Origin of the sequence: Streptomyces sp. NPDC005402 (assembly GCF_040606575.1) — a bacterium.
GTDB lineage: Bacteria > Actinomycetota > Actinomycetes > Streptomycetales > Streptomycetaceae > Streptomyces.
In genome coordinates this window covers 1-25,231 of the sequence record NZ_JBEXFB010000026.1, presented here as the reverse complement: position 1 = coordinate 25,231, position 25,231 = coordinate 1, and the positions used below count along the sequence as shown (strand labels likewise).

Sequence of the window (25,231 nt, the reverse complement as noted above, 5' to 3'; positions counted from 1 at the left end):
GTCACGGCAGCATCGGATAGCTTCCCGTGGCCGTGGGCGCGTGTTCCGGCAGCCACAGCACCGCCACCGCCCCCTCCGCGGGAACCCCCTCCGGCGTCCCGGCGGGGCGGACGTTGCGGAAGGTCAGCCGGGCCCCCAGCACCCGCGCCTGACCCGCCGCGATCGTCAGCCCGAGCCCGTGCCCGTGGCCCGCGCGGTCCGCGCTGCCCGTACGGAAGCGGCTCGGGCCGTCGGCGAGGAGGTCCTCGGGGAAGCCGGGGCCGTGGTCGCGGACGCGGATGACGCGGCCCTCGACGGTGACCTGGACGGGCGGCTCGCCGTGCCGGGCGGCGTTGGCGAGGAGGTTGAACAGGACGCGCTCCAGTCGGCGCGGATCGGTCGTGACCTCCGACTCGTGCACCACGCGGACCTCTATTTCCGGGTCCTTGGCCGCCACCCGCCGGGTGACGAACTCGCCGAGCAGGATGTCCTGGAGCTCGGCCCGCTCGTTGGCGCCGTCGAGGCGGGCCACCTCCAGGACGTCCTCGACGAGGGTGCGCATGGCCTTCGCCCGGTCCAGGACCAGTTCCGTGGGCCGGCCAGGAGGCAGCAGTTCCGCCGCCGTCAGCAGACCCGTCACCGGTGTCCGCAGCTCGTGCGCGATGTCCGCGGTGACCCGGCGCTCGGCCTCCAGCCGCTGCTGGAGCGCGTCCGCCATGGCGTCCACGGCACTCGCCAGGTCGTCGGTCTCGTCCCGGACGACCCCGCCGATCGCGTCCCGCACCCGGACGTTCGTCTCGCCCTTGGCCATCTGGTTCGCCGCGGTCGCCGCCTTCCGCAGCCGCCGCGACAACTGCCCCCCGATGAGCACGCCGAGCGCGCTGCCGCCGAGGACCACCGCGATGGAGCCGATCACCAGCGCCTGGTCGAGGTCGTTGAGGATGTCGGTGCTGCGGTCGGTGAACCCGGTGTGCAGGGACAGCACATGGCCGCCCTTGACCGGGACGGCCGCCCAGATGTCCGGACCCCGGTCGGGGCGGTCGGAGACGTACGTCGCCCGGCGTCCCTCCTCGACCTTCTCGCGCAGCGCGGGCGGCAGATGACGGTCGTCGACCGCGATGCTGGGGAAGTTCGGCTTGCCCGTCAGCTCGTAACTGCGCTGGGCGATCTGGATCCGCTCGTCCGCCAGGTCGCGCGCGTTGTCCAGCATCGAGACGCGCGCCGCGTTGTGCACGACCAGGCTGAGCGCGACCGCCACGAGCGCGCCGACCAGCGCGATGGCCGCGCTCAGCTTCCACCTCAGGCCCGTCCGCACGGCCACGCGCTCCGCCACCGGGCCCCGAAGGATCCCCCGCATACCCCAGGTCCCCCTGCTCAGGCCTTCAACTTGTAGCCGAAGCCGCGGACCGTCTCGATCCGGTCCTGGCCGATCTTCGTCCGCAGCCGTTGCACATGGACGTCGACGACCCGGGTATCACCGCCCCAGCCGTAGTCCCACACCCGCTCCAGCAGCTTGTCGCGGGACAGGACCGTGCCCGGCGCGGAGGAGAACTCCAGCAGCAGCCGCATCTCGGTCGGGGTGAGCGCCACCGTCTGCCCGGCCCTGCGCACCTCCATGCCCTCGGTGTCGATCTCCAGTTCACCGAAGGTCAGCACGCCCCCGGCGGCCGTGTCCGCGTCCACCTCGCCCCGGTCGGCCCCGCCCGCGTGCCCGAAGCGGCGCAGCACCGCCCGGATCCGGGCGACCAGGACGGCCCCGTCGAAGGGCTTGGTCACGTAGTCGTCGGCGCCGGCCTCCAGCCCGAGCACCACGTCGATCGAGTCGGCGCGCGCCGACAGCATGATCACCGGCACGGTGGACTCGTCGCGGATACGGCGGCACAGGCTGACCCCGTCCAGGCCCGGGACCATGACGTCCAGCAGGGCGATGTCGGGACGGTCCGCCCGGAACGCCTCCAGCCCCGACAGGCCGTCGGGCATGGCGGTGACCGCGAAGCCGTCCCGCTCCAGGGCGAGTTGGGTGGCCTCGCGGATGACGTCGTCGTCCTCGACGAACAGCACGTGGGTCTGGTCTGCCATCCGGGTGCTCTCACTCTTCGGGGTCGTTGCGGTCACTGGGGGATCGTTCCGGGCGGCCCGATCGGTTCACGCCGTACGCCGGCGGACCATGCCGTACGTCAGCTGTCGGGCACCGACGTCGGATCCGTGCCGACGACGTCGCTGTAGTCGCTGTGCGTCCGGTACACCGCGGCGAACCTGCCCGAGGCCCAGCGGTACGTGATCACGTTCTCGCCGGAAGGATCCGACACCGGGTCGCCCTTCTCGTACACCTGCTTGGTCACCACCAGATCGCCGCGGTCGATCTCGGCGTAGACCGGAGGTTCCTCGGTCTGGAAGACATTCTGGTACGAACCGTCTTCCTCGCGATACACGTACGAGCCGACACCCACCAGATCCGCACAGGTCACGACGTTGACGACGACGTCGTCGGCCGAGCCGCCGGTGAGGTCGCCGTAGAACAGGTCGACCGGGTACTGGTCGGTGCCACAGGGCTCCAGATCGCGCTTGACCGCCTCGGAGACCTTCGGGTCGGACCTGAGGAGAGCGACCGCGCCCTTCCGGTCCAGACGCGGGGAAGTCAGAGCGGACGGCCGGACCGAGGGGGAGCCGCCGTCCTCCGCGACCGCGTGCGCCGGACCCTCGTCACGGGTGCCGGTGCCGCCGGTGGCGCAGGCGGAGACGAAAAGGGCGAGGGCGGCCAGCACGACCACCGCCGTGCTTGCCGCCTGGAAGATCCCCCGGACCGGAGCGAGGTCCGGCCGGGTGGGCCCGGGCTCGGTCAGGCCGCCTCGCAACGCTCCCGCTCCTCACGCTCCAGCGCGCGTGCGTCCAGGTCGCGGGCCTCCAGCTCCTCACGGAGCCGGGCGAGCGCCCGGTGCAGCGTGCTCTTGACCGTACCGGCCGACATGCCGAGGGCGGCGGCCGTCTCCTCCGTGGACATCTGCTCCCAGTGTCGCAGCACCACGACGCTGCGCTGTTTGGGGGCCAGCACCTTCATGACGTCCATCAGCAGGGCGCGGTCCGCGTGCTGCTCGGTGGAGTCGTCGACCGAGGCGTCCGGGAGCTGCTCGGTCGGGACCTCCTCCAGCTTCCGCGCCCGCCACCACTCCGTACGGGTGTTGATCATCACCCGGCGCAGGTAGGCGTCCGCGAGCCGCTTGTCCTCGATGGTCTCCCAGCGGCCGTACGTCCGCACGAGCGCCGTCTGGAGCAGGTCCTGCGCGTCGACCGGGTCCGGGACCAGGCGGCGTGCGCTGCGCAGCAGCGCGTCCTGCCGGGTGCGAACGTACTCCTCGAACTCGAGCACCTCTCCCTGCGCCATGTCGACCGCCTCCTGATCCCCGTTCCGGCAGTCCCTGCCGGTTCTCATCGCGTGTGCTGCCGCCTGGTGTGCGGCATGGCAACGAAGCTACGGAGCTGTTGTCACGGGGCTGTGCGAAGCAGCACGCGGCTGGCAATCGGCTGTCCGTCGGTTGTGTAACGGAAGCTGAAAAGGGGTAAACCGGCGCGGTCATTCGCGCCGGTTCAGGGAGATTCGCCGGTTTGCTTCGCGACGCCTATGTCAACGGCAGCCGATACAAACCACCCGGGAGGGGCTCGACGAGCCCGTCCGCGACCAGACCGTCCAGCGCCCGAGCCCGCTGCACCGGCTCGTGCCACACCCGGTCCAACACCGCCTGCGGCACCGGCGCGTGGGCCTCCCGCAGCACGGCGAGCAGCTTGCCGCGGACCTGGCGGTCGGTACCGGCGTACGTCTGCCCGCGCCGCGGCGGCCCGTCGTGCTCGGGCTTGCCCGCGAGCCGCCAGGCGCACTGGGCGGCGATGGGGCAGCGCCCACAGGCCTCGTTCTTGGCCGTGCACACCAGCGCGCCCAGCTCCATGGAGGCGGCGGCCCAGCGCGCGGCGGTGCGCTCGTCCTGCGGCAGCAGCGCGCGGGCGAGTTTGCGCTCGGCGGCCGTGGTGGCGTTCGGCGGGTACTGGACACCGGTCACCGCCCGCGCGAACACCCGCCGCACATTGGTGTCCAGCACCGCGTGCCGCTGCCCGTACGCGAAGGAGGCGACGGCGGCGGCCGTGTACTCGCCGATGCCGGGCAGCGCGAGCAACTGTGCGTGGTCCGTCGGTACGTCACCGCCGTGCCGTTCCGTTATGGCGACCGCGGCGCCGTGCAGCCGCAGGGCCCGGCGCGGATATCCGAGCCGGCCCCAGGCGCGCACGGCCTCACCGGGCGCCTCCGCGGCCAGATCGGCGGGCCGCGGCCACCGCGCGAGCCACTGCTCGTAGACCGGCAGCACCCGGCTCACGGGCGTCTGCTGGAGCATGAACTCGCTGACCATCACCCCCCACGGGCCTGCCTCGGGCCGCCGCCACGGCAGATCCCGGGCGTGCTCGTCGAACCAGTCGATGACGGGGGAGTGCAGGCCGGCTCCGCGGGGAGCGTCGGTGACGCCGTCGGCGGGGCTGCTGTGCGGGGGCTGGGGCTGGGGCTGGGGCTTCGTGGGCGCAGTCATGGCCTTCCGATCCTGCCATGGCCGGGGGCCCGTGCGCGGGTACCGCCATGCCGGGGGCCACGGGACCTGACGGTCGACAGCGGTGCGGACCACCGCACTGAGCCCGGCCGTCGCCGCCGCCCCGCGGGGGCAACTCGTGGTGCGGGCGGGAAAGTCGGGAGGCAGCCGTGGCCAGAGGTGCAAGGCGCGCGATCGCGAACAGGTGGGTGGTGTCGGCGAACGGTGCGCCGAAGAGCGGGAGTCCGGCCTCCGTCCATGTCCCGCCGCTGTGTCGTACCCACGTGAGGGTGTCATCCGCGACGTCGGTGATGTCCCGGTAGAGCCCGGCGCCCCTGAAGTCCATGGTCACGGACCGTAGGCGGTGGGCCGATACGGTCACACCCCGCGATCGTCACGTGTCAGTTTCCGGAATGATGATCCTGAAAAGTTGTGGCGTCCGGCGGCGGGTGAGGGCGGCGAACTCGCCGATCTCTCGTACAGTTTGCGCCGTGGGATCTCTGCGCAATCCGGTCGGGCCGCTTCCCTCCTCCATCTACTGGCGACGGAGGGCCGTCATGCTGTCCGTCCTCGCCGTGCTGGCGCTGCTGATCGCATGGATCGTCAGCTCCGGCGGCGGAGGCGGCAAGAACGGCGCGGACGGGCCCAACGACAAGAATCCCTCCCCCTCGACGATCACCCCCGGACCCTCCGGTTCCGGACCGGCGATCAGTCAAGCCCCGGGCGGCCGCGACGAGTCGACGACCGGTGGGGACACCGGCGGCGGTTCGGGATCGGGCTCCGGTTCCGGCGCGGCTGCCGGCGCGGGGGCCGGCTCGGGAGCCGGCGGTGAGACCGTTACGGGTGGCTCCGCCGGGGCGGGCGGGTCCGGTGCCGGCGGCAGCGCCGGGAGCGGCGGTACGGGCATCGGCGTCGGGCAGGGCGACACCCTTCCGGCCGGCTCCTCGATGCCCAACTGCACCGCGGGTGCGGTGAAGTTGCGCGTGCGGAGTCTGCACAACGCCTACGCCCCCGGCCAGACGCCGACCTTGCTGCTGACCGCGACGAATTCCTCCGGCAGTGACTGCAAGGTCGATCTCGGGCCCAGGAACGCGGTGTTGACGATCACTCAGGCCGGCTCGGACGACACCTACTGGTCGTCCGCCGACTGCCCCAAGTCCGCGGGGAACCTGGTCTACCGGGCTCCGGCCCAGAGCAGCATCACGTACACCGTGACGTGGGACCGCAAGCCGAGTGCTCCGCAGTGCGCGACGCCGCCCGCGGGGTCTGCGGGGGCGGGGACGTACCTGGTGGAGGTCAAGGCGCCCGGGTACGCCACGGCCCAGGCTTCGTTCGTGCTGGAGAACGACTGAACGACTGAGAGGGTGCCGCGGACGCTTGTCTGTGCCCGCGGCTCCGTGGGGCTGGTCACGCAGTTCCCCGCGCCCCCCTGAAGTCGAAAGCGCTTAGACGTACCGCTCCAGAATCGAGCTCTCCGCGAGCCTGGACAGGCCTTCCCTGACGCTCCTTGCCCTGGCCTCGCCCACTCCGTCCACCGTCTGGAGGTCGTCGACGCTGGCTGCCAGAAGCTTCTGGAGGCTGCCGAAGTGTTCCACCAGGCGGTCGATGATCGCGCCGGGCAGGCGGGGGACCTTGGCCAGGAGGCGGAAGCCCCGGGGGGACACGCCCGAGTCGATCGCCTCGGGCGAGCCGGTGTAGCCCAGGGCGCGGGCCACGGTGGGGAGTTCGAGGAGCTCGGCGTGGGTCAGGGCGTCCAGTTCGTACAGCGCCTCGTCGACCGTGCGGGAGCGCTTCGCGGTGGGTTCGGGGACGTAGTCCCGGACCACCAGTTCGCGCTCCGGCTCCACGCCGGCGATCAACTCGTCCAACTGGAGGGCCAGGAGGCGGCCGTCCGTGCCCAGTTCGACCACGTACTCGGCGATCTCGGTGGCGATACGGCGGACCATCTCCAGGCGCTGGGCCACGGCCGACACGTCCCGGACCGTCACCAGGTCCTCGATCTCCAGTGCGGAGAGCGTGCCCGCGACCTCGTCCAGGCGCAGCTTGTAGCGCTCCAGGGTCGCGAGGGCCTGGTTCGCACGGGACAGGATCGCCGCCGAGTCCTCCAGGACGCGGCGCTGGCCGTCGACGTACACGGCGATGAGGCGCATCGACTGGGAGACCGAGACGACCGGGAAGCCGACCTGCTTGCTCACCCGGTCCGCGGTGCGGTGCCGGGTGCCCGTCTCCTCCGTCGGGATCGTCGCGTCGGGCACGAACTGCACGCCCGCCCGCAGGATCTTCGACAGGTCGGACGAGAGCACGATGCCGCCGTCCAGCTTGCACAGCTCACGCAGACGCGTGGCCGCGAACTCGACGTCCAGGACGAAACCGCCCGTGCACATCGTCTCCACCGTCTTGTCGAAGCCCAGCACGATGAGTCCGCCGGTGTTGCCGCGCAGCACCCGCTCGAGGCCGTCGCGCAGCGGGGTGCCGGGGGCCACGGCGCTCAGGGAGGCGCGCATCAGGCCATCGGAACCGCTGCTCCCACCGGACTTTCCGGGAGCTGCTGCCCGGTCGTTGGCTGCCACTGCTCTCCTCCGGTCGCGGGTCTTGGACGCTCCCGTGTCGCACATTCGGTTCGTACGGACGGGCGAGACCAGGGCAAAGTCTACCGGCGGTCCTCCGCGTCCTGTGGGGCCTCTCGCCGACGCGAGCGTGGAAGGACCCTCAGGGCGTCCCCTATGTCCGCCACTTCCCGGACCTTCATACCGGCCGGGATCTTGCCGGGATCGCTCGGTACGAGTGCGTGCGTGAAGCCCAGACGGTGTGCCTCGGAGAGCCTGCGCTGGACGCCCGTGACCCGTCTGACCTCGCCCGCGAGGCCCACTTCGCCGATCGCGACGAGGTTCTTGGGCAGCGGGGTGTCGCTCGCCGCCGACGCCAGGGCGAGGGCGATGGCCAGGTCCGCGGCGGGTTCCGAAAGCTTTACCCCGCCGACCGTCGCGGAGTAGATGTCCCGCTTGCCGAGCGCGCTGATCCGGCCGCGCTGCTCCAGGACGGCGAGCATCATCGAGACGCGGGAGGTCTCCAGCCCCGAGGTGGTGCGCCGGGGCGAGGGGATCTGCGAGTCGACGGTGAGCGCCTGGACCTCGGCCACCAGGGGACGGCGGCCCTCCAGGGTGACGGTGAGACAGGTGCCGGGGACCGGTTCGTCACGACGTGTCAGGAAAAGTCCGCTTGGGTCCGTCAGGCCCGTGATGCCCTCGTCGTGCAGTTCGAAGCAGCCGACCTCGTCGGTGGCGCCGTAGCGGTTCTTGACGCCCCGTACGAGCCTGAGGCGCGCGTGCCGGTCGCCCTCGAAGCTCAGGACCACGTCCACGAGGTGCTCCAGCAGGCGCGGACCGGCGATCGCGCCGTCCTTGGTGACATGGCCCACCAGGAGCGTGGACATCCCGCGCTCCTTGGAGACCCGGATCAGCGCCCCGGCCACCTCGCGCACCTGGGCCATGCCGCCGGGGGCGCCGTCGATCTCCGGGGAGGCGACCGTCTGCACCGAGTCGAGGATCAGCAGGGACGGCTTCACCGCGTCCAGATGTCCGAGGACCGAGGACAGGTCGGTCTCGGCGGCGAGATACAGGTGGTCGTCGATCGCGCCGATGCGGTCGGCGCGCAGCCGGACCTGGCTCGCGGACTCCTCGCCGGTCACATAGAGCGTGCGGTGCTCGTCGCTCGCCGACTTGGCCGCCACGTCCAGCAGCAGCGTGGACTTGCCGACGCCGGGCTCGCCCGCGAGGAGCACCACCGCGCCGGGCACGAGACCGCCGCCGAGCACCCGGTCCAGCTCGGGCACGCCGGTCGAGCGGGCGGTGGCCTGGCGGCTGTCGACCTGGCCGATGGGCACGGCGGAGGTGGTGACGCGGCCGGGTGCCGTCGTACGCACCGCGGGCGCGCCGTACTCCTCGATCGTCCCCCAGGCCTGGCACTCGGGGCAGCGACCGAGCCACTTGGCCGTCTGCCAGCCGCACTCCGTGCAGCGGTAGGACGGACGCTCCTTGGCGGACTTCGTACGGGCAGCCATGCACGAACCGTAACCGCCGCCACTGACAACGCGGCCGCCGCCCGCCGGACGGCAGGCGCTCCGGCATCCGGAACACTCCCGCGCTCCGGCACGTGAATCGGCCACGTCCGACGGGAACGAGCCATCGGATCAAGGGTTCCCGTCCCCTATTGAGGGATCGTTTCACCCGTACGGAGTAAAAGTGCTCAAGCCGCAGGAAGGGGTCATGTTTCGCCCCCTACGGTCCACGGATGATGAGCAGCAGTCCGGAGACCTCGACCCGCACCACCGGTGCGCACCGTGCGCAACGGCAGGAGCGCGACCGCGGTGCGGCGCGCACGCTGGCGCAGCGGTCGCCCGCGCGCTACGAGCCGTACCTGGACGGCCTGTTCACCTACTGCATGTCCGTGCTGTGCGACCACGACGCGGCGACCGCGGCCCTCGGTGACGTCCTCGCGCTCGCCGAGCGGCGCGGCGGCCCGGACACGGCCGGCGACCGCAGGGCCTGGCTGTACGCGCTGGCCCGCTGGGCCTGTCTGCGCAAGCTGACCGAGGCCAAGCAGAAACGTCAGGCCTCGCACGCGGCGGGCCGTCACGGAACTTCCCAGGAGCCCGCCGAACCCCCGCTCGCCGAGGCCGTCCTGGAGGCACGGCGCCGCCAACTCTCCCTGCTGGCCTGGCCGGAGGCGGCCGGTACGACCCCCGAGCAGCGCGAGGCGCTCGAACTCGCGGTGCGCCACCACCTCGCCGCCCACGAGGTCGCCGCCGTCCTCGGCATGGACCTCGCCGGCGCCCGCGAACTGCTCGCCGCCGCCGCCTGTGAGGTCGAGCGCACGCGCGCGGCCCTCGCCGTCGTCGAGACCGGTGACTGTCCGAGCGTGGCGCGGCTCACCGGCGACAACCAGTTCGTGCTCAGCTCCACCCTGCGCCGAGAACTCGTGCGCCACGTCGACGACTGCCCGCGCTGCCGCCGCAGTGCCGAGCGCGCGATCCCCGGCCGCTGGCCCGGCACCATGACCACGCCCGCCGAGCTGCCGGTGCTCGAAGCACCGCGCGCGGTCCTGCACAGGGTGCTGGCGCACCCTCCCCGCGCGCGTGGCGCCGCCGTGCCCCGCTTCGACCGGCGCGGCTTCCCGATGGACCCCAAGGACCGGGCCGCCCGCCGTGACCGCCTCCGCGCGCGTGCCGTCACCACGACCGTCGTCGCCACCGTCGTCGCCGCTCCCGTGCTCGCCCTGTGGGCCGCCTATCGGGGTGGTCCCGGCGAGGGGGCCGGCGGCCACTCCGCCAGTGCCAGCGAGGCACACGGTCCCGACAGTCTGGACGGCGTGGCGGCGAGCGGCGGCTACCAGAACGCCGGCAACGCGAGCACGAGACCCGGCTACCGTTTCGCCAAGGACGGCCGGCCCGACGTCTCCGTGGAGGTCGTCAGCGTCGCCGGCGCCGGGAAGAAGGGCGCCGGACACCTGGAGGTCGGCGCCCGGAGCAACGGCGACACCACGCTGATCACGCTCACCGCCACCGGCGACGCCTCGGTCCGCTGGTCGGCCACCACGGGAGCCTCCTGGCTCTACCTCAGCCAGTCCACGGGAACCCTGAAGCCCGGCGAGTCGTTGACGATCAAGGTGTACGTCGACCATCTGCGTGAGCCGTCCGGCCCCTGGAGCGCGCGCGTGGCGATCTCACCGGCCGGCGCCGTCGTCACCATCCAGGGCTACGGCACGGCGCCCGCGCCGTCCACCCCCGGCGCACCGACGCCACTCCCGCCCAGCCCCAGCCCCACGGCCTCGGCCCCCTCGGATCCCACCCCCAGCGACCCGCCGAGCTCGTCCCCCTCCCCGACCCCGCCGGACCCCACCCCGATGGACATGGCGAGCCCGACACCCTCACCGACGGACAGCGGCGGCCCGAGCCCGTCCGCGTCGTAGCGGATGCGGCGGCGAAGCCGGGGCTGGCGCCATCGGTGGATGCCGTCGGAGGCGCCGCCACAGCATGACCGTCGGAGGCGCCGCCACAGCATGGGCGCCCAGTGCCCCCGCACCGGCCGATTCCCGCCGATTCGACCGATTCCCGCCGCTCAGGCGATCGGGTCCGCCGGATGCGGTGCCAGCAGGGGCAGTTGGCTGGCCAGGCGTTGCTCACAGAGTTCGACCAGGCGGTCGTAGCCGGCCTTGCCCATCAGTTCGATCAGCTCGGGGCGGTAGGAGACGTAGACCGGGTCGCCCGCGCCGTGTGCCGAGGTCGCCGACGTGCACCACCAGTGCAGGTCGTGGCCGCCCGGACCCCAGCCGCGCCGGTCGTACTCGCCGATCGACACCTGGAGCACGCGGGTGTCGTCGGGCCGGTCGATCCAGTCGTACGTCCGCCGCACCGGCAGCTGCCAGCACACGTCCGGTTTGGTCTCCAGCGGCTCGCGGCCCTCCCGCAGCGCCAGGATGTGCAGCGAGCAGCCCTGGCCGCCCGCGAAGCCGGGCCGGTTCTGGAAGATGCACGAGCCCTGGAAGGGCCGGGTCTGCCGGTCGCCGTCCTCGTCCTCCGAGACCCAGCCGCCCCGGGTGCCCTCGTCGTGGTTCTGCCAGATGTCCGGAGTGAGTCGCGCCACGTGCTCGGCGACCCGCTTCTCGTCGTCCTCGTCGGAGAAGTGGGCACCCAGCGTGCAGCACCCGTCGTCCGCCCGGCCCGCCTGGATGCCCTGGCAGCCGCTGCCGAAGATGCAGTTCCACCGAGAGGTCAGCCAGGTCAGATCGCAGCGGAAGACCTGCTCGTCGTCCGCCGGATCCGGGAACTCCACCCACGCGCGCGCGAAGTCGAGCCCCTTCTCGTCGGCCTTCAGAGCCTTCACGGCTTTCCGTGACGGCTTCGGTGGCTTCACCCGCGAAGGACCGTCGGCAGATACGGCCGTTTTGTCGTCCTTCACCTTTTTCGTCTTTGGCACGCGTCCAGGGTAAGTCGCCCGAGGCCCCTCCGGAGACAGTCGAACGCCCAGCTGGCAGTAGCGTGCCCTCCATGAGACTCGGTGTCCTCGACGTGGGATCGAACACGGTGCACCTGCTGGTGGTGGACGCACACCCCGGCGCGCGCCCCCTGCCCGCGCACTCGCACAAGGCGGAACTGCGCCTTGCCCAACTCCTCGACCAGGCCGGGGCGATCGATCCCGAAGGCGTCGAGAAACTGGTCTCGGTCGTCAAGGGCGCGCTCCAGGCCGCCGAGGACAAGGGCGTCGAGGACCTGCTCCCGTTCGCCACCTCCGCCGTCCGCGAGGCCAGCAACGCCGACGACGTCCTCGCGCGCGTGCAGGCCGAGACCGGCGTCGAGCTCCAGGTTCTCACCGGCGCCGAGGAGGCCCGTCTCACCTTCCTCGCCGCCCGCCGCTGGTTCGGCTGGTCGGCGGGCAAGCTCCTGGTCCTCGACATCGGCGGCGGCTCCCTGGAGATCGCCTACGGCATCGACGAGGAGCCGGACGCCGCGGTCTCCCTGCCGCTCGGCGCGGGCCGTCTCACGGCGGGCTGGCTCCCCGGCGACCCCCCGGACCCGGACGCCATACGGGCCCTACGACGGCACGTGCGCGCCCAGATCGCCCGCACGGTCGGCGAGTTCGCCCGCTTCGGCGCCCCCGACCACGTGGTCGCCACCTCCAAGACCTTCAAGCAGTTGGCCCGTCTGGCCGGTGCGGCCCGCTCCGCCGAGGGCCTCTACGTCCAGCGCGAACTGAAGCGCGAGTCCTTGGAGGCCTGGGTTCCGAGGCTGGCCGGCATGACGACGGACCAGCGGGCGGAACTTCCCGGCGTCTCGGAGGGCCGCGCCAACCAGCTCCTGGCAGGCGCCCTGGTGGCCGAGGGCGCTTTGGATCTGTTCGGCGTGGAGACGGTCGACATATGCCCATGGGCGCTGAGGGAAGGCGTGATCCTGCGCAGACTTGACCACATGGGTTCGGCTCAGGGCCTTTAGGGGCGCGAGGAACCGGGCGACAAGCCAGGACGCACGCGAACCCGCCCAGTGGCAAGCGCCACAACGGCTCATAGGCGTTCCGTCCCACCCCGGCGGACGCCGTAGGCTGACGATCGTGGCAGAACCAGTCGTACGGATCCCGGATGCGAAGGTCGCCCTGTCGACGGCCTCCGTCTACCCGGAGTCGACGGCGACGGCCTTCGAGATCGCCGCACGTCTCGGATACGACGGCGTCGAGGTCATGGTGTGGACCGACCCGGTCAGCCAGGACATCGAGGCCCTGCGTCGCCTCTCCGACTACCACGGGATCCCCATACTCGCCGTGCACGCCCCCTGCCTGCTCATCACGCAGCGGGTGTGGTCCACGGACCCCTGGGTCAAGCTCCAGCGCGCCCGGACGGCCGCCGAGAAGCTGGGCGCGAGCACGGTCGTCGTCCACCCGCCGTTCCGCTGGCAGCGCCAGTACGCCCGCGACTTCGTCAGCGGGATCTGGCGGATGGCGAACGAGACGGACGTACGGTTCGCCGTCGAGAACATGTACCCCTGGCGCTACCGCGACCGCGAGATGCTCGCCTACGCCCCCGACTGGGACGTCACCAAGGACGACTACCGGCACTTCACGATCGACCTCAGTCACGCGGCGACCTCCCGGACCGACGCGATGGAGATGGTCGACCGGATGGGAGACCGTCTCGGCCACGTCCATCTCGCCGACGGCAAGGGTTCCGCGAAGGACGAGCACCTCGTGCCCGGCCGCGGCGGCCAGCCCTGCGCCGAGCTCCTGGAGCGCCTCGCGCTGACCGGCTTCGACGGCCATGTGGTCATCGAGGTCAACACCCGCCGCGCGATGTCCGGCGCCGAACGAGAGGCCGACCTCGCCGAGGCCCTGGCCTTCACCCGCCTCCATCTGGCCTCGCCGGTCAGGGTGCCGCGACGATGAGCGAGCGAGCAGGTGTGCGGGTGTCTTCGGCGGTGGGGGGTCGGGGAGGCGTGCGGGTGTCTGCGGCGGTGAGGGGCCGGGCAGGCGCGCAGGTGCCTTCGACGATGAGCGAGCGAGCAGCCGTGCGGGTGTCTGCGGCGGTGAGGGGCCGGGCAGGCGCGCAGGTGCCCCCGGCGGTGAGGGGCCGCGCAGGCGCCCAGGCGTCCCCGGCGACAAGGAACCGCGTAGTCGTGAAGGCGTCCCGGCCGTGAGCCACCTCGAAAGCGCCCCGGCGACCGGCGGCACCGCCCGGAAGCGCGGCCGGCCCCGGCGTACGGAATCGGACGCGGCCGGCACCCGTGACCGGATCCTCGTCGCGGCGCGTGAGGAGTTCGCCGAGCGGGGCTACGAGAAGACGTCCGTGCGCGGGATCGCCAAGGCCGCCGGGGTCGACTCGGCCCTGGTCCACCACTACTTCGGCACCAAGGAACAGGTCTTCGAGGCGGCCGTGGAGGTCGCCGCCGCGCCCGCGCTCACCGCGCCCGACGCGCTCGCCGAGGGCCCTCTCGAGGACGTCGGAGAGCGCCTCACCCGCTTCATCTTCGGCATCTGGGAGAACCCGGCGACACGTATGCCGATCCTGGCGATCGTCCGCTCCGCCGTGAACAACGAGACCGCGGCCACCGTCTTCCGCCGACTCGTCGCCTCCCAGCTGCTGCGCCGCATCGCCGACCAGCTGGACCTGCCGGACGCCGAGCTGCGGGTCGAACTGGCGGCCGCGCAGCTCGTGGGGACGGCCATGCTGCGCTACGTGATCAAGGTGGAGCCACTGGCGTCGACGGACATCGAGCAGATCATCGCGCGGGTGGCGCCGGTGGTGCAGAGCCATCTGACCGGGCCCTGACTCCGAGACGGGCGTCCCGCATTCCGGACACCTTGTCCCGACCCCTGGATGACCGGCGTACGCTCGTTAGCAGTCAGAAGTCTCTTACGACCGTCTCTGAAGTCTCTGACGACCATCTCTGAAGGAGCGAGCGACGATGCCCGAGCTGAGGTCCCGCACAGTCACCCACGGCCGCAACATGGCGGGCGCACGCGCCCTTATGCGCGCCTCCGGTGTACCCGGTGCGGACATCGGCCGCAAGCCGATCATCGCGGTCGCCAACTCCTTCACGGAGTTCGTGCCGGGCCACACCCACCTCCAGCCCGTCGGCCGGATCGTCTCCGAGGCGATCGTGGCGGCGGGCGGCATCCCGCGCGAGTTCAACACGATCGCCGTCGACGACGGCATCGCGATGGGCCACGGCGGCATGCTGTACTCCCTCCCCTCCCGCGACCTGATCGCGGACTCGGTGGAGTACATGGTCGAGGCCCACTGCGCCGACGCCCTGATCTGCATCTCCAACTGCGACAAGATCACCCCGGGCATGCTGAACGCCGCGCTGCGGCTCAACATCCCCACGGTCTTCGTCTCCGGCGGCCCGATGGAGTCCGGCCGCGCGACCCTCGTGGACGGCACGGTCCGCACCCTCGACCTGGTCGACGCGATGTCCGAGGCCGTGAACGAGAAGATCTCGGACGCGGACATGCTCCGTATCGAGGAGAACGCCTGCCCGACCTGCGGCAGCTGTTCCGGCATGTTCACCGCCAACTCGATGAACTGCCTGACCGAGGCCATCGGCCTCTCCCTCCCCGGCAACGGCTCGGTCCTGGCCACGCACACGGCCCGCAAGCAGCTGTACATCGACGCCGCCGACACCGTCATGGACATCACCCGCCGCTACTACGAGCAGGACGACGAGACGGTCCTGCCGCGCAACGTGGCCACCTTCGCGGCGTTCGAGAACGCCATGGCCCTCGACATCGCCATGGGCGGCTCCACCAACACGATCCTGCACCTGCTGGCCGCGGCCCAGGAGGCGGAGGTCCCCTTCGGCCTGGAGGAGATCAACGAGGTCTCCCGCCGCGTGCCGTGCCTCGCGAAGGTCGCCCCGAACGTCGCCAAGAACCGCACGTACTACATGGAGGACGTGCACCGCGCCGGCGGCATCCCCGCCCTCCTCGGCGAACTGCACCGCGCGGGCCTGCTCAACGAGGACGTCCACTCCGTCCACAGCCCGTCCCTCGCGGACTGGCTCAAGACGTGGGACGTCCGCGGCGGCTCGCCGTCCCCCAAGGCCCTGGAACTGTGGCACGCGGCCCCCGGCTGCGTCCGCTCCGCCGAGGCCTTCTCCCAGTCGGAGCGCTGGGAGTCCCTGGACGAGGACGCCGCCGAGGGCTGCATCCGCAGCGCCGAGCACGCGTACTCCAAGGACGGCGGCCTGGCGGTCCTCAAGGGCAACCTCGCGGTGGACGGCTGTGTCGTGAAGACGGCCGGCGTCGACGAGTCGATCTGGACGTTCGAGGGCCCGGCGGTCGTCTGCGAGTCGCAGGAGGAGGCCGTCCAGAAGATCCTCACCCAGCAGGTCAAGGAGGGCGACGTCGTCGTCATCCGCTACGAGGGCCCCAAGGGCGGCCCCGGCATGCAGGAGATGCTCTACCCGACCTCGTACCTGAAGGGCCGCGGCCTCGGCAAGGCGTGCGCCCTGGTCACCGACGGCCGCTTCTCCGGCGGCACCTCCGGCCTGTCCATCGGCCACGCCTCCCCGGAGGCGGCGGCCGGCGGCACCATCGCCCTCGTCGAGGACGGTGACCGCATCCGTATCGACATCCCGGGCCGGTCGATCGAGCTCCTGGTCGACGACGCCGAGCTCGCGCGCCGCGAGGCGGCTCTGGGCGGCGTGTACGCCCCGAAGAACCGCGAGCGCAAGGTCTCGGCCGCACTGCGGGCCTACGCCGCGATGGCCACCAGCGCGGACAAGGGTGCGGTGCGGGACGTGTCGCTGCTGGGCTGACGTCGCCGCTGGAGTGACGTCGCCGCTGGGCTGACGTCGCTCCGCGAGAGCCTGGGGCCGTCCCTTCGGGGGCGGCCCCCTTCGTTCTGCGCGCTACCAGGCCGAGGGGTCACGGGCGTCGACGGCGAATACGGTGCCGTCGGGGGCGGTGGCGTAGACGTGCTGGTCGGCGAGGACGGGCTTGGGCAACGCGCCGGCGACGGTGCCGGAGTTCGAGCCCGGACGCGCCCGGGTCTGTCCGACGAGCCGGCCCTTGTCGGCGTCGACGGCGAGCAGCCGGCCGTCGGCGGCTGTGAAGTACACCTGACCGTCGTCGGCCACGGGCTCGGAACCACGGCTCACGGACGTCTCCAGATGCCAGACCCGCTTGCCTGCCCGCGTGTCCATGGCGTCGAGAGAACCGGTCGCCGCCAGGACGTAGACGAGGTCGCCGCGCACGGTGGCGTGGGCGTCGGGCCGCGCGACGGGGAGTGCCACCCGGCGCGAGGACCCGGACTCCGGGCTGTAGCGGACGACGGCGTCCGTGTCGCCGTACTCATTGTTGGCGGAGAGGAAGAAGACGGAGCCCGTCTGCACGCCGACGGGGGTCAGGTTTCCGCTCAGCCGCGCCTCCCAGCGCACGACTCCGGTGGTCGGGTCCAGAGCCGTGACCTGGGTGCTGGAGGCGTCGGTGGAGTTCGTCGCGGCGTAAGCCAGGGGAGAGCCGGCGAACGAGACCAGGTACGGCAGGGTCTGCCCGTGCAGCCGGCCGCTCCACTTGGTGTCGCCGGTCGCGGCGTCCACCCCGGTGACCGTCCCGTCGGCATGGGGGAGCAGGAGCATCCCCCCGACGACGGCGAACGTGCCGTTCGTGGGCATCGTCCGCTCCCAGCGCGTCGTGCCAGACTCGGGGTCGAGTGCTTCCAGGTGCCGGTCCTCGTCCGTCAGCGTCTGCACGAGGCCGCCGCCGAGTACCGGCGGCCTGCCGGCCTTGGACGAGGCGACAGAGCGCCGCCACAGCACCGTGCCGTCGGAGGGGTCCAGGGCGAAGACGGCACCGGCCCGGGCGCAGAGCAACTGCTGTGTCCCGTACGAGCACTGCGCCGCACCGGTGCTGCCGGACACCGGCTTCGCCTCCCAGGCCGCGAACCCGGAGCCGGTCGCCGTGGGGGTGCCACCTGTCTCCGGCACGGGGTCGCCGGCGCCCAGCAACCGGACGGACGTGAGAACCCCGGCCGCGACCAGAACCAACGCGACCACTGCCAGGAGTGCCTTCTTGCCGGGAGGTCTTCTGCGCCGCGGTTCCGGTTTCGCCGGTTCGGGCCTCGGCGGCTCTACGGTCCGCTGAGCCGGTATGAACGCCTGGGTGTCGTACGAGGCCGCGACGGAGCGCAGCTCCCGCATCAACTCGTCCGGAGTGGGCCGGTCCTCGGGCTCCTTGGCGAGACACCGCACGATCAGCGGCGCGAGATTCGCCGGTACGCCGGTCAGATCCGGCTCGTCGTGCACCACCTGGTAGGCGACGACATACGGACTGTCGGAGTCGAACGGCCCGCGCCCGGTGGCCGCGTGCACCATCACCGAGCCGAGCGCGAAGATGTCCGCCGCGGGCCCCACCTCCCTCGGCCGCCGGAACTGCTCCGGCGCCATGAACGGCGGCGTCCCGATCAACTTCCCGGTCTCGGTGCGAAGTTCGCTGTCCTTTGGCCGAGAAATGCCGAAGTCGATGACCTTGGGCCCGTCCTCGGCGAGCAGCACATTGCTCGGCTTGAGGTCCCGGTGGACCACCCCGACCCGATGGATGTCGCGCAGCGCCTCGGCGAGCCCGGCCATCAGCCGGCGCAACTCGGCGGGCGCCATGGGCCCGTTCCGCTTCACCTGGTCGGAGAGCGTCGGGCCGGGAATGAACAGCGTGGCCATCCAGGGCCGTTCGGCATCGGGATCGGCGTCGACGACGGACGCGGTGAACGCCCCGCTCACCTTCCGCGCCGCAGCCACCTCCTGCCGGAAACGCCCCCTGAACTCGGGGTCCTTGGCGAACTCGGTGTGTACGACCTTCACCGCGAGCTTCATCCCCGAGGTGCTGCGCGCGACATGGACGACGCCCATCCCACCGGACCCGAGACATGACTCCAGCCGGTAGTGACCGGCGTACTCGGGAAGTTCCGCTTCCGCGCCCGCTCCGGTGTTGCCCTGTGGCGCCATGGAACCACCCCCGTGCTGATCATCCGCGCGCGCGACACACGGAGCCTATTCGATGACTCGTACGGGACAGAGGCGGCTTGCTAGTGTCCGCGTGCGAGTTGCGTACATGTGTTTCATGGCGTGATTCAGGGGAATCAACGGGACCCCATGGCAGTCATGGGGACCAACGGGGGAGGTTTCGCATGTCTGTTGACCGTGTGGAAGAGGCAGGGGCCGTCGAGGGGACCGCGGCCCTGACGGCGGCGGCATCGGTTCGCTACTACTCGGTCGCGCCTGGCGTCCGACTCAACGTCCGCAGCGGCCCCGGCACCAGCTACACCATCATCCGGGTCCTGACGGAGGGCGCCAAGGTGCCGATCTACTGCCAGACTCCGGGCACCTCGGTGACCGGCCCCTACGGCACCAGCAACATCTGGGACAACATCAGCAACGGCCAGTACGTCGCCGACGCCTACGTACTCACCGGCAGCGACGGCTACGTCGCCGACCGCTGCTCCTGAATGGCGTCACGCCGCGGCTGATCCCCGAAGGGAGCCCGCCCCGGTCCCGGAGCCATAATCGTCCCGTGAGCGACGAATCCGGCACCCAGGACATCCCCGCGGGCTCCCCAGAGGGCGGCCCCCGCCCAGAACCGATCCGCTTCTTCGGCACGACCTGGGTGAGCCACGACAACGGCTACGCCCTCCGCCGCACCGGCGCGGCCACGGGCTCCCTCGCCGCCACCGTCGCCTCCTGCCTGATCCTCCGCTTCGCCTACGAGGGCCTCCAGATCGCCGCCACCGGCAGCCTCGTGACCGTCCTCGTCATCGCGATGTTCGCGATCTGCAGCGCGCTGGCCTTCCGCAACACCTGGGACGGCTTCGGCAACCGCCCCGACCCCGACCGCCAGGCCTCCCTCCGCGGCCTGCTGGCCATCGGGTTCGTCGGCTCCCTGCTCGCCTATTTCTTCCGCACCCTCATGGAGGCGCCGGGCGAGAAGCTGCACCGCGAGGAGTACGAGACGGCGCTGAAGCTGCACGAGAAGCGAGGCGCTCGGCGTACCGGCAACCCCTCCAAGAAGAAGCGCCACCGCTGAGGCAGCCGGAATTCCCCGGCGAGGCTCACCACCCTCAAGCCCTTGAGCCCCCTCCGCTTCTCACCGAAAACTCACCGCCTCCCCCGCCCCTCCCCGTCACCATGTCCCTATGACGGCCTCCTTTCACACCAGCCGAGCCCACTCCTTCAACGCCGCCGCAGCCCAGTACGCCGCCAACCGCCCCTCCTACCCGCCCGCCCTCTTCGACGCGATCGAGGAGCTCACCGGGCATACCCTCACCGGCGCCCGGGTCGCCGACGTCGGGGCCGGTACCGGGATAGCGACCGCGCTGCTGCACGCCCGAGGCGCCGAGGTCGTCGCGGTCGAACCCGGGAACGGCATGGCCGAGCAGTTCCGTCGCACCCACCCCGGCATCCCGATCATCAGGGGCGACGGCAACGACCTCCCCCTCCTCACGGACTCCGCCGATCTCCTCACCTACGCCCAGTCCTGGCACTGGACCGACCCGGCCCGCGCGGTCCCGGAAGCCTGCCGCGTGCTGCGGCCGGGCGGTGCGCTGGCCCTGTGGTGGAACACCTACGCCCTCGACGTCCCCTGGATCGCCGGTCAGGTCGACCGGGTCGCCGAGCACTTCAAGGACTACGGCGCCCACCCGGCCGTCGAGGTGAACGGCAACGGAGCCCGGTCCGCCCTGGCCGACCCCAGCGGCCGCCTGGACTTCACCCACCGCGTGGTCCGCTGGAGCCGCCACGTGCCCGTCGACACCCACCTCGCCAACATCGGCAGCCACTCACTGTTCCTGGTCGCCGGTGAGGAACACGCCGGCGCCTTCCTCACCGAGGAGCGGCGGATCCTGCTGGAACTCTTCCCCGACGGAACAGTCGAGGAGACCTACGACGTCGAGCTCCTGGTCGCCGTCAACGCCTGACCCCGCGCAGTGACCTGAGCCCGCCCAGCTCAAGCCGTATCTCCCGGTCCTGCGGCAGCGCCTCCAGCTCCTCCAACAGCCGCAGGACCGGGGCATGCCCCAACACCTGTACGACGATCCCCGCCTCCCCCACCCCGGCCCTCGATCTCCTCGAAGAGGTTCCCTCCCTCAGCAGTGCGGGCCAGTACCCCCGCGAGGACCGGAAGTCGCAACCGGTGCGGCACCCGCGAAGCCTTGGACCGCGCCCCCGCCTGAAGGTTCACGCGTCATCGGCAGCGCTCCCGGCGGCCCAACACCGCGTTCCCCGCGCCCTACTTCAGCCCCCGCCATGGTCCGTCCACCTGCGCAGTCGTCGTACGGCGTCCACCGGTCCGCAAAGCGCGACCTGCTTGACGGCCTTAATCGCCAGGAGCATTATTCATCGCATGATGAATAAAGAGCCCGGACCACCTGACGACAACACGGATCCAGGACCGGCCACCTCCGCCGTCCACGCCGACGGTCTCACCGTCGTCCGAGGCCCCCGTACCGTCCTGCGCGGCCTCGCCTTCGATGTCCCCCGAGGTCAGATCACCGGCCTCCTCGGCCCCTCGGGCTGCGGCAAGTCCACCCTGATGCGCTCGATCGTCGGCACCCAGGCCAAGGTCTCCGGCACCCTCGACGTCCTCGGTCGACCCGCGGGTCACCCCAGCCTGCGCACCCGCATCGGCTACGTCACCCAGGCGCCCTCCGTCTACGACGACCTGACCGTCCGCCAGAACCTCGACTACTTCGCCGCGATCCTCGCCCCCGGCCGCGCCGCCGCCGACCGCCGCCACTCCGATGTCACCCGAGCCATCAACGACGTCGACCTCGCCACCCACGCCGACTCCCTCGCGGGCAACCTCTCCGGCGGCCAGCGCAGCCGCGTCTCCCTCGCCGTCGCCCTCCTCGGCACCCCCGAACTCCTCGTCCTCGACGAACCCACCGTCGGCCTCGACCCCGTCCTGCGCCGCGACCTCTGGAACCTCTTCCACGACATCGCCGCCCGCCGCGGCGCCACCCTCCTCATCTCCTCCCACGTCATGGACGAGGCCGAGCGCTGCCACCGCCTCCTCCTCATGCGCGAGGGCGAGATCCTCGCCGACGACACCCCCGAGGCCCTCCGCACCCGCACCCACTCCGACACGGTCGAGGAGGCCTTCCTCCACCTGGTCGACCGGGCCGTCGAGGCAAGCCGCACCAAGGAGCCCACGCGATGACCACGACCACCACTCCCGCGCCGGGTCTCACACCGACCCCCACCGGCGCCCTCAGCCTCTCCCGCACCACCGCCACCGCGGCCCGCGTACTGCGCCAGCTCCGCCACGACCCGCGCACCATCGCGATGATGATCCTCATCCCCTGCGTGATGCTGCTCCTCCTGCGCTACGTCTTCGACGGCAGCCCGCGCACCTTCGACAGCATCGGCGCCTCCCTCCTCGGGATCTTCCCGCTGATCACGATGTTCCTGGTCACCTCCATCGCCACCCTGCGCGAACGCACCTCCGGCACCCTCGAACGCCTCCTCGCCATGCCGCTCGGCAAAGGCGACCTCATCGCCGGCTACGCCCTCGCCTTCGGCATCCTCGCGATCATCCAGTCCGCCCTCGCCACCGGCCTCGCCGTCTGGTTCCTCGGCCTCGACGTCATTGGCAGCCCCTGGCTTCTCCTGCTGGTCGCCCTGCTCGACGCCCTGCTCGGCACCGCCCTCGGTCTCTTCGTCTCGGCCTTTGCGGCCTCCGAATTCCAGGCCGTCCAGTTCATGCCGGCCGTGATCTTCCCCCAACTCCTCCTCTGCGGCCTCTTCACCCCCCGCGACAACATGCACCCCGTCCTGGAGACCATCTCCGACGTCCTCCCCATGTCCTACGCCGTCGACGGCATGAACGAGGTCCTCAGGCACACCGACATGACGGCGACCTTCGTCCGCGACGCGCTGATCGTGGCGGGCTGCGCACTGCTGGTCCTGGGACTGGGCGCGGCGACACTGAGGCGCAGGACCGCGTAGGACCGCCGAAGGACCGCAAGGACCGCCACCAGCCCCATGTCCCGCCCACCGGACACCCACCCAGTACGCCCCGACCCGGTGCCAGACTGAACCGCATGAGTCAGAAAGTCGCAGTCCTCGGCACCGGCAAGATCGGCGAAGCCCTGCTCAGCGGAATGATCCGCGCCGGCTGGGCCCCGGCCGACCTCCTGGTCACCGCCCGCCGCTCCGAGCGAGCCGAGGAACTCCGCAGTCGCTACGGAGTCAGCCCGGTCACCAACCCGGAGGCCGCCAAGACCGCCGACACCCTGATCCTCACGGTCAAACCGCAGGACATGGGCACCCTCCTCGACGAACTCGCCCCGCACGTCCCGGCCGACCGCCTGGTCATCAGCGGCGCCGCCGGCATCCCCACCTCCTTCTTCGAGGAGCGCCTCGCCACCGGCACCCCGGTCGTCCGGGTCATGACCAACACGCCCGCCCTCGTCGACGAGGCCATGTCCGTCATCTCCGCCGGCACCCACGCCACCGCCGACCACCTCGCCCACACCGAGGAGATCTTCGGCGCCGTCGGCAAGACGCTCCGCGTCCCCGAGTCGCAGCAGGACGCCTGCACCGCCCTCTCCGGCTCCGGACCGGCCTACTTCTTCTACCTGGTCGAAGCCATGACGGACGCAGGCATCCTGCTCGGCCTGCCCCGCGACAAGGCCCACGACCTGATCGTCCAGTCCGCGATCGGCGCCGCCACCATGCTCCGCGACAGCGGCGAACACCCGGTGAAGCTCCGCGAGAACGTCACGTCCCCCGCCGGTACCACCATCAACGCCATCCGCGAACTCGAGAACCACGGCGTGCGAGCCGCCCTCATCGCCGCCCTCGAAGCCGCCCGCGACCGCAGCCGCGCACTGGCCTCGGGCAAGAAGGACTGAGCCCACCGGGGGCGGCCACCACGCGAGCGAAGCCGCCCCCGCGCTGTCATGCCCCCGCGCCTACCGCGCAGCGTTCAACACGACACCACTGTCGAGCGTGCCGGTATTCGCGGCAGCCCCTGTATCGGGAGCGGCCGGAAGCAGCCCGATCGCGCGATAAGCGGCATCCACGGTCGGCCGCGCCATCGCCCGTGCCCTCTCCGCGCCATCCCGCAGCACCCCCTCCACATAGCCAGGATCCGCGCACAACTCCTTGTGCCTCTCCTGCACGGGCCTCAAGACCTCGACCACGGCCTCGGCGGTGTCCTTCTTCAAGGCGCCGTACGACTCATATACACCGCTCAGCTCCGATGGGTTCCCACCCGTGCAGGACGCGAGGATCTCCAGCAGATTCGCGAGCCCCGGCCGGGCCTCCCGGTCGTACACGACCTCCTGGCCGCTGTCGGTCACGGCCCGCATCACCTTCCTCCGCACGACGTCCGGTTCGTCGAGCAGATAGACGATCCCCGGCCCGGAGTCGTCCGACTTCCCCATCTTCGACGTGGGCTCCTGGAGGTTCATGACCCGAGCGCCCACCGTCGGCACGGTGGCCCGGGGCACCACGAACGTGTAGCCGTACCGCTGGTTGAACCGCACCGCCAGATCCCGCGTCAGCTCCACATGCTGAGCCTGGTCGTCCCCGACCGGCACCTCGTCGGCCCCGTACGCCAGGATGTCCGCCGCCATCAGCACGGGATAGGTGAGCAGCGACAGCCGCACACTCCCGCCGCGCGTCCGCTCCCGAGCGGCCTTCTCCCTGTACTGGATCATGCGCCGCATCTCGCCGTCCGTGGCCACGCACTCCAGCACGTACGACAGTCGCGCGTGCTCGTCGACATGACTTTGTACGAACACCGTGCACAACTCGGGATCCAGCCCGGACGCGAGCAACAGCGTCGCCGCCTGCCGGCTCAGCCGTCGCACTCGCGCCGGATCATGGTCGACGGTCAGGGCGTGCAGGTCGACGATGCAGAAGAGCGACTCCGCCCGATGCTGGTCGACCGCGGCCCACTGCCGCATGGCTCCCAGATAGTTCCCCAGCGTCAGATGCCCTGTCGGCTTGACCCCGCTGAAGACCCGCGTCATCTCTCCACCTCCTGGTCGAGACCGCCGTCCCCGGCCGGCCGACCCTCAGGAGTCCTGGAGGGAGATACACGAACGGCCGCCGAGGCGGCGGCCGTTGAGTGCATACGTGCTTACGGCCGCCTTCAGGCGGCCCACCACTGCTGGGTGCACGTACGCGTTGTCATGCAGGCCAGCGTACGCCCGCAAGGGGCCGTCCGGGCCTGGGTTGACACTCCCCAGCCCGGTACGTAGTGTTCTCCGAGTTGTCCGACGTGAGCGCCGACCCCGGTCGGTCCCCGGACAGCCATTCCGCAGGTACCAGCCAACAAACGACGACAGTCGCTCTGTCTGCCGTCGCTGCATTGGTGCGCGTATTCGCGAAATGAGGAATCCACGTTCGAAAGGACGGCGGCCCCCCGATTAGCTCGGGAGCCGGGAATCCGCTAAAGTCTCACTCGTCGGAACGGCCCAACGGCCGGGAAGACAAGCCCCCTGACTGGGAATCGGGCCCGAAAGGATCTGGTAGAGTCGGAACCGCCGGAAAGGGAAACGCGGAAGCGGAAACCTGGAAAGCACCGAGGAAATCGGAACCGGAAACGGTCTGATAGAGTCGGAAACGCAAGACCGAAGGGAAAAGCCCGGAGGAAAGCCCGAGAGGGTGAGTACAAAGGAAGCGTCCGTTCCTTGAGAACTCA

Annotated in this window: 23 protein-coding genes; 12 read left to right on the top strand and 11 right to left on the bottom strand. The window is 71.2% G+C overall.

Features of this window, described 5'->3' with window-relative positions:
* Position 1: 1 nt before the first annotated feature.
* The 5 genes from cseC to ABZT02_RS37000 form a co-directional block, all read right to left on the bottom strand.
* Positions 2–1,336, bottom strand: a complete 1,335-nt coding sequence (cseC, locus tag ABZT02_RS37020) for a two-component system sensor histidine kinase CseC (RefSeq protein WP_356025714.1) — start codon at positions 1,334–1,336, stop codon at positions 2–4.
* Positions 1,337–1,353: 17 nt separating this feature from the next.
* On the bottom strand, positions 1,354–2,058 hold the full coding sequence (gene cseB / locus ABZT02_RS37015) for a two-component system response regulator CseB (RefSeq protein ID WP_356025712.1): 705 nt from the start codon (positions 2,056–2,058) through the stop codon (positions 1,354–1,356).
* 98 nt (positions 2,059–2,156) lie between these two features.
* A complete protein-coding gene (locus ABZT02_RS37010) occupies positions 2,157–2,834 on the bottom strand; it encodes a hypothetical protein (protein ID WP_356025709.1) in 678 nt (225 codons plus the stop codon).
* The gene (locus ABZT02_RS37005; protein ID WP_356025707.1) at positions 2,819–3,361 is read right to left on the bottom strand and encodes a SigE family RNA polymerase sigma factor; all 543 of its coding nucleotides are present in this window, start codon (positions 3,359–3,361) and stop codon (positions 2,819–2,821) included. Before ABZT02_RS37005 ends, ABZT02_RS37010 begins: the two co-directional genes overlap by 16 nt.
* 235 nt (positions 3,362–3,596) lie before the next feature.
* The gene (locus tag ABZT02_RS37000) at positions 3,597–4,550 is read right to left on the bottom strand and encodes an A/G-specific adenine glycosylase (protein ID WP_356025705.1); all 954 of its coding nucleotides are present in this window, start codon (positions 4,548–4,550) and stop codon (positions 3,597–3,599) included.
* A 488-nt stretch (positions 4,551–5,038) separates the two neighbouring features.
* Between ABZT02_RS37000 and ABZT02_RS36995 the strand changes: the two genes are divergently transcribed.
* On the top strand, positions 5,039–5,899 hold the full coding sequence (locus ABZT02_RS36995; protein ID WP_356025702.1) for a hypothetical protein: 861 nt from the start codon (positions 5,039–5,041) through the stop codon (positions 5,897–5,899).
* A gap of 93 nt (positions 5,900–5,992) precedes the next feature.
* Here the strand turns inward: ABZT02_RS36995 and disA are convergent, their stop codons facing one another.
* Together disA and radA are read right to left on the bottom strand one after the other, a co-directional pair.
* On the bottom strand, positions 5,993–7,117 hold the full coding sequence (gene disA / locus ABZT02_RS36990) for a DNA integrity scanning diadenylate cyclase DisA (protein WP_356025700.1): 1,125 nt from the start codon (positions 7,115–7,117) through the stop codon (positions 5,993–5,995).
* Positions 7,118–7,197: 80 nt separating this feature from the next.
* Positions 7,198–8,607 carry a DNA repair protein RadA gene (radA, locus tag ABZT02_RS36985; RefSeq protein WP_356025697.1) on the bottom strand — a complete coding sequence of 470 codons (1,410 nt, stop codon included), beginning with the start codon at positions 8,605–8,607 and terminating at the stop codon, positions 7,198–7,200.
* Positions 8,608–8,837: 230 nt separating this feature from the next.
* Here radA and ABZT02_RS36980 point away from each other — a divergent pair, with 230 nt between their 5' ends.
* Complete coding sequence (locus tag ABZT02_RS36980) at positions 8,838–10,514, top strand: hypothetical protein (protein ID WP_356025695.1); 1,677 nt, start codon at positions 8,838–8,840, stop codon at positions 10,512–10,514.
* 149 nt (positions 10,515–10,663) lie between these two features.
* Here ABZT02_RS36980 and ABZT02_RS36975 read toward each other — a convergent pair whose 3' ends face one another.
* Complete coding sequence (locus ABZT02_RS36975) at positions 10,664–11,521, bottom strand: hypothetical protein (protein ID WP_356025692.1); 858 nt, start codon at positions 11,519–11,521, stop codon at positions 10,664–10,666.
* Between the two features lie 71 nt (positions 11,522–11,592).
* On the opposite strand from ABZT02_RS36975, the gene ABZT02_RS36970 reads away from it, so the two are divergent.
* From ABZT02_RS36970 to ilvD, 4 genes are all read left to right on the top strand, one after another.
* Positions 11,593–12,534, top strand: a complete 942-nt coding sequence (locus tag ABZT02_RS36970; protein ID WP_356025689.1) for a Ppx/GppA phosphatase family protein — start codon at positions 11,593–11,595, stop codon at positions 12,532–12,534.
* Positions 12,535–12,649: 115 nt separating this feature from the next.
* Positions 12,650–13,474, top strand: a complete 825-nt coding sequence (locus tag ABZT02_RS36965) for a sugar phosphate isomerase/epimerase (protein WP_356025687.1) — start codon at positions 12,650–12,652, stop codon at positions 13,472–13,474.
* Between the two features lie 247 nt (positions 13,475–13,721).
* Entirely contained in the window at positions 13,722–14,357 is a 636-nt protein-coding gene (locus ABZT02_RS36960; RefSeq protein ID WP_356025684.1) for a TetR family transcriptional regulator, read from the top strand.
* A gap of 136 nt (positions 14,358–14,493) precedes the next feature.
* Positions 14,494–16,347, top strand: coding sequence for a dihydroxy-acid dehydratase (ilvD, locus tag ABZT02_RS36955; RefSeq protein WP_356025681.1), 1,854 nt, complete (start codon positions 14,494–14,496; stop codon positions 16,345–16,347).
* A gap of 93 nt (positions 16,348–16,440) precedes the next feature.
* On the opposite strand, the gene ABZT02_RS36950 is transcribed toward ilvD, so the two are convergent.
* Complete coding sequence (locus ABZT02_RS36950; protein ID WP_356025679.1) at positions 16,441–18,531, bottom strand: serine/threonine-protein kinase; 2,091 nt, start codon at positions 18,529–18,531, stop codon at positions 16,441–16,443.
* A 182-nt stretch (positions 18,532–18,713) separates the two neighbouring features.
* On the opposite strand from ABZT02_RS36950, the gene ABZT02_RS36945 reads away from it, so the two are divergent.
* From ABZT02_RS36945 to ABZT02_RS36935, 3 genes are all read left to right on the top strand, one after another.
* Complete coding sequence (locus ABZT02_RS36945) at positions 18,714–19,031, top strand: SH3 domain-containing protein (RefSeq protein WP_356025676.1); 318 nt, start codon at positions 18,714–18,716, stop codon at positions 19,029–19,031.
* A 65-nt stretch (positions 19,032–19,096) separates the two neighbouring features.
* Positions 19,097–19,606 carry an EamA/RhaT family transporter gene (locus tag ABZT02_RS36940; RefSeq protein ID WP_356025674.1) on the top strand — a complete coding sequence of 170 codons (510 nt, stop codon included), beginning with the start codon at positions 19,097–19,099 and terminating at the stop codon, positions 19,604–19,606.
* Between the two features lie 109 nt (positions 19,607–19,715).
* Complete coding sequence (locus ABZT02_RS36935) at positions 19,716–20,495, top strand: methyltransferase domain-containing protein (protein WP_356025671.1); 780 nt, start codon at positions 19,716–19,718, stop codon at positions 20,493–20,495.
* Here ABZT02_RS36935 and ABZT02_RS36930 read toward each other — a convergent pair.
* Positions 20,485–20,628 (bottom strand): hypothetical protein, encoded by a 144-nt coding sequence (locus ABZT02_RS36930; protein ID WP_356025669.1) that lies wholly within the window; start codon positions 20,626–20,628, stop codon positions 20,485–20,487. The two genes, ABZT02_RS36935 and ABZT02_RS36930, sit on opposite strands and share 11 nt — an antisense overlap.
* A 292-nt stretch (positions 20,629–20,920) precedes the next feature.
* On the opposite strand from ABZT02_RS36930, the gene ABZT02_RS36925 reads away from it, so the two are divergent.
* The 3 genes from ABZT02_RS36925 to proC all read left to right on the top strand — a co-directional run bounded on the left by ABZT02_RS36925 (position 20,921) and on the right by proC (position 23,432).
* Positions 20,921–21,736: an ABC transporter ATP-binding protein gene (locus ABZT02_RS36925; protein WP_356025667.1), complete on the top strand. Its 816-nt coding sequence runs from the start codon at positions 20,921–20,923 to the stop codon at positions 21,734–21,736.
* A complete protein-coding gene (locus tag ABZT02_RS36920) occupies positions 21,733–22,524 on the top strand; it encodes an ABC transporter permease (protein ID WP_356025664.1) in 792 nt (263 codons plus the stop codon). Before ABZT02_RS36925 ends, ABZT02_RS36920 begins: the two co-directional genes overlap by 4 nt.
* 95 nt (positions 22,525–22,619) lie before the next feature.
* A complete protein-coding gene (proC, locus tag ABZT02_RS36915) occupies positions 22,620–23,432 on the top strand; it encodes a pyrroline-5-carboxylate reductase (protein ID WP_356025662.1) in 813 nt (270 codons plus the stop codon).
* Between the two features lie 60 nt (positions 23,433–23,492).
* Here proC and trpS read toward each other — a convergent pair whose 3' ends face one another.
* Positions 23,493–24,557, bottom strand: a complete 1,065-nt coding sequence (trpS, locus tag ABZT02_RS36910; RefSeq protein WP_356025660.1) for a tryptophan--tRNA ligase — start codon at positions 24,555–24,557, stop codon at positions 23,493–23,495.
* Positions 24,558–25,231: the final 674 nt, after the last annotated feature.

Coding starts and splice junctions, on each gene's coding strand:
- ABZT02_RS37005 (WP_356025707.1), bottom strand. CDS start 3,361: ATGGCGCAGGGAGAGGTGCTCGAGTTCGAGGAGTACGTTCGCACCCGG.
- ABZT02_RS37000 (WP_356025705.1), bottom strand. CDS start 4,550: ATGACTGCGCCCACGAAGCCCCAGCCCCAGCCCCAGCCCCCGCACAGC.
- proC (WP_356025662.1), top strand. CDS start 22,620: ATGAGTCAGAAAGTCGCAGTCCTCGGCACCGGCAAGATCGGCGAAGCC.
- trpS (WP_356025660.1), bottom strand. CDS start 24,557: ATGACGCGGGTCTTCAGCGGGGTCAAGCCGACAGGGCATCTGACGCTG.
- ABZT02_RS36945 (WP_356025676.1), top strand. CDS start 18,714: ATGTCTGTTGACCGTGTGGAAGAGGCAGGGGCCGTCGAGGGGACCGCG.
- ABZT02_RS36920 (WP_356025664.1), top strand. CDS start 21,733: ATGACCACGACCACCACTCCCGCGCCGGGTCTCACACCGACCCCCACC.
- ABZT02_RS36970 (WP_356025689.1), top strand. CDS start 11,593: ATGAGACTCGGTGTCCTCGACGTGGGATCGAACACGGTGCACCTGCTG.
- ABZT02_RS36935 (WP_356025671.1), top strand. CDS start 19,716: ATGACGGCCTCCTTTCACACCAGCCGAGCCCACTCCTTCAACGCCGCC.
- ilvD (WP_356025681.1), top strand. CDS start 14,494: ATGCCCGAGCTGAGGTCCCGCACAGTCACCCACGGCCGCAACATGGCG.
- ABZT02_RS36980 (WP_356025695.1), top strand. CDS start 8,838: ATGATGAGCAGCAGTCCGGAGACCTCGACCCGCACCACCGGTGCGCAC.
- cseB (WP_356025712.1), bottom strand. CDS start 2,058: ATGGCAGACCAGACCCACGTGCTGTTCGTCGAGGACGACGACGTCATC.
- radA (WP_356025697.1), bottom strand. CDS start 8,607: ATGGCTGCCCGTACGAAGTCCGCCAAGGAGCGTCCGTCCTACCGCTGC.
- cseC (WP_356025714.1), bottom strand. CDS start 1,336: ATGCGGGGGATCCTTCGGGGCCCGGTGGCGGAGCGCGTGGCCGTGCGG.
- ABZT02_RS36950 (WP_356025679.1), bottom strand. CDS start 18,531: ATGGCGCCACAGGGCAACACCGGAGCGGGCGCGGAAGCGGAACTTCCC.
- ABZT02_RS36925 (WP_356025667.1), top strand. CDS start 20,921: ATGATGAATAAAGAGCCCGGACCACCTGACGACAACACGGATCCAGGA.